At 59.6% G+C, this 1,781-nt stretch carries 2 protein-coding genes; both read right to left on the reverse strand.

Annotated features, from left to right (window positions below; genetic code table 11):
- Window positions 1-1,149 (reverse strand): FAD-dependent oxidoreductase (locus ACNAZA_RS22315; protein WP_415798683.1); only part of this gene is annotated, 1,149 nt, incomplete at its 3' end.
- On the reverse strand, window positions 1,150-1,781 hold a 632-nt coding region (locus ACNAZA_RS22320), incomplete at its 5' end, for a hypothetical protein (RefSeq protein WP_415798684.1).

The raw sequence follows: 1,781 nt of genomic DNA on the forward strand, positions 1-1,781 counted from the left end.
GCAAAAGCCGATCTGAGCGTAAGAAGCGCGCGTGGCTACCGGCACGTCGGGATGCGTCGCAAACGTGTACCAGCGGCCAGCCTCGCGATACGCAAGGTGCTGCCGGATCTGCTCCCTGCGCTGTCCATTCGCCAGCGTGTATTCCCAAGCCAGCGGGCCGATGATGTCACTTCCATTGGTCGCAAACTTGTCCGGCGCCAAGGCAATGGCCGAGGCATCGGTGAATGTCAGCCACGCTGTCTCGCGCTGGGTTTGCGTCATGCCTGCCCAGCCAGGGATAAAAGCCTCGGCGCGTGCAGCGTCATAACTGGTGCGACGCAGAAACCATCCCAAGTCCTGGTGCAGGTATGTGGGCGTCAGTTGCTGAGCCAACGCAATGTCTGCAGCAAAGTCCGCCGGGTTATAGCCTGGCGGGGGCGCCCAGGGCAGCATGTTGCCGGCCACGTTGGTGACGCAGTGCCGGAACCCGGTACCCATCGTCTTGCGATCCGCCGCTCCAGTCGGTTGGTGTGGAGCGTACTGACTGTATTTGTGCAAGTCGCCATCCGCATCAACAGAGTGGATCGCCTTATCAGTCTGGTATTCACGATGCACCCCGGCGCGCACCTCATTGCGATATGTGACGCCCTCTCGGCCCAGACGGTGAGGCACACCAGCATTGGCCAGGAGATCGGCTCCATAGCTAGCGTCGATAAAAACGTTTGCTGTGTAGGTATCTCCCGTCGTCGTCACACTGCGGATCTTGGCGCCACGCCCTGCGATCTTGCCCTCCAACTGGCCAAGCACTCGAATGGCCTGGTTGCGCTCCACGCCCACAAGTTGCTCGCTGAGCTTGATCGTGATGTTGGGCTCGACAGAAAGCAACTGATTGAATGCCACCACCGCATCGCTAGGCGCGAAGCACCAGCGCAGGCGATCATTGGTGTAGCCGGTACGACTGCTGAGGATATCGGTAAATTCCTTGACCGGCCCCCACCAATTGCGGGTCGCCACGGCGTCAGTAATACCGAGACCACCGGTCAGCATGCCGCCGACCTGCGGGGCATCTGTCGCAATGATCACCGTTTTACCGGCACGAGCCAGCACGATGGCCGCGAATATGCCTTGCGGCGTTGCCCCCCAGACAAATGCATCTGTGGTTGTAGCCATTTAAGCCCCCTTGATCGCAGCGAAGAATCGCTGCATCGCGGCGTTCATCGCCAGCATCTGTACCGAGTTCAAGGACTTTCCGAACTGAGCCGCCCGAATGGTCCCCGCGTAGAAGCTCGCTGCGCCTGCTGAGGTGTTGTTCGCCCCGATGTACATAAGGCGCTGCGTGTAGCCAGTAAGCCGAGCTCTCACAATGGTTGCGCTATTGGAGCCAGCGACATATGCAGTCGCTCTGTCATCTGCAACACGAACGAATCCCAAGGGTGTGCCCAGAGCCGGGATTGCAACGACATCACCGTTGGTTGTTCCTGTACGGAGTGCTGCCTGAGTTGGACTCCGATTTGTTTCCACAGAAATCACGTTGTCGCCCAAGGCAGTCGCCCCTGTGGGTTGGTCCTCGGTACCGGGCCAGACCATCGCAGAAATGTCCTTGGTGGTGGTATAGGGGTTCTGATCGGATGCGCCACCCATGGCGAGCTGGGTGTCGTGATAGTCCGCAGAGCCGTTGTAAACAAAGCCAGTTTTAGCCGTGAAAACAGGTGCTCCTATGGCCACGGCATAGCTGCCCGGCGCTGCCCAGTTCTGGCGTGCAGCCTGATCGCTGTGTGCCGCAAACACATAGACACCAAGGG

It is taken from the genome of Comamonas aquatilis (assembly GCF_965139575.1).
Lineage (GTDB): Bacteria > Pseudomonadota > Gammaproteobacteria > Burkholderiales > Burkholderiaceae_C > Comamonas > Comamonas aquatilis.